Source organism: Streptomyces griseus, assembly GCF_001715295.1.
GTDB classification, from domain to species: Bacteria; Actinomycetota; Actinomycetes; order Streptomycetales; family Streptomycetaceae; genus Streptomyces; species Streptomyces griseus_G.
Genome location: NZ_MDKB01000001.1, coordinates 206622 through 207814 on the forward strand (window position 1 = coordinate 206622; position 1193 = coordinate 207814).

Below are 1193 nucleotides of genomic sequence, written 5' to 3' on the forward strand. Positions count from 1 at the left end.
GGAGGGTGGTGGTGGTGACGCAGGCGGTGCCGTCGACGGCCAGTGGGACCGTCTCGTTCACTCCGCCGGGGCCGGTGAAGGTGACGGTTCCGGTGGGGGTGCCGGTGCCGGGTGCGACGGCGGTGACGGTGGCGCATACGGTGACCGTCTCGCCGCAGACGGACGGGTTCGGGTCCACCGAAACCGAGACGCTGCTGGCTGCCCGGTTCACCGTCACGTCGAAGACGGCGTCCGAGCCGGCGAAGCATCCGTCGCCGCTGTAGGAGGCCATGTAGGTGCCACCGGCGAGACTGCTGGTGGTCAGGCACGCTGTTCCGTCCGGCGAGACGGGAGACGTCTCGTTCAGCCCGCCGGGGCCGGTGAAGGTGACGGTTCCGGTGGGGGTGCCGGTGCCGGGTGCGACGGCGGTGACGGTGGCGCATACGGTGACCGACTGGCCGCAGACGGACGGGTTCGGGTCCACCGACACCGTCACCGCGCTCGTGGCCGGGTCGACCGTGACGTCCGTCGCGCCGGTGGACGGCAGGAAGCAGCCGTCACCGCTGTAGGAGGCGCTGACCGTGCCGTTGACGAGGCTGTCGGTGGTGAGGCACGCCATGCCCTGGGGGTCCAGCCCCACGACCTGGGTGGTGCCGTCAGGAAGAAGGAAACTGAGGGTTCCGGTGGGTGTTCCGCTGCCCGGGGCGACCGCTGTCACCGTCGCGCACACGGTGACCGTCTCGCCGCAGACGGACGGGTTCGGATCGACCGACACCGTCACCGCGCTCGTGGCCGGGTCGACCGTGACGTCCGTCGCGCCGGTGGACGGCAGGAAGCAGCTGTCGCCCGTGTACGAGACGTTGACCGTGCCGGTTTCCAGTGTGGTCGTCGTGACGCAGGCGGTGCCGTCGGTGGCCAGGGGTACGGTTTCGTCGAGTCCGCCGGGGGCGGTGAAGGTGACCGAGCCGGTGGGGGTGCCGCTGCCCGGGGCGACCGCTGTCACCGTCGCGCACACGGTGACCGTCTCGCCGCACACGGACGGGTTCGGATCTACCACCACCGACACCGTACTCGTGGCCGGGTTGACTCCCACCTCCGTCATATCCGTGGAGGTGGTGAAGCAGCTGTCGCCGTTGTAGACGGCTGTGAGGGTGCCGGTCTGGAGGGTGGTGGTGGTGACGCAGGCGGTGCCGTCGGTGGCCAGGGGTACGGTT

At 70.6% G+C, this 1193-nt stretch carries 1 protein-coding gene; it reads right to left on the minus strand.

From position 1 onward, the window contains the following. On the minus strand, positions 1-1193 hold a 1193-nt coding region (locus BA175_RS30975; RefSeq protein WP_217493203.1), incomplete at both ends, for an Ig-like domain repeat protein.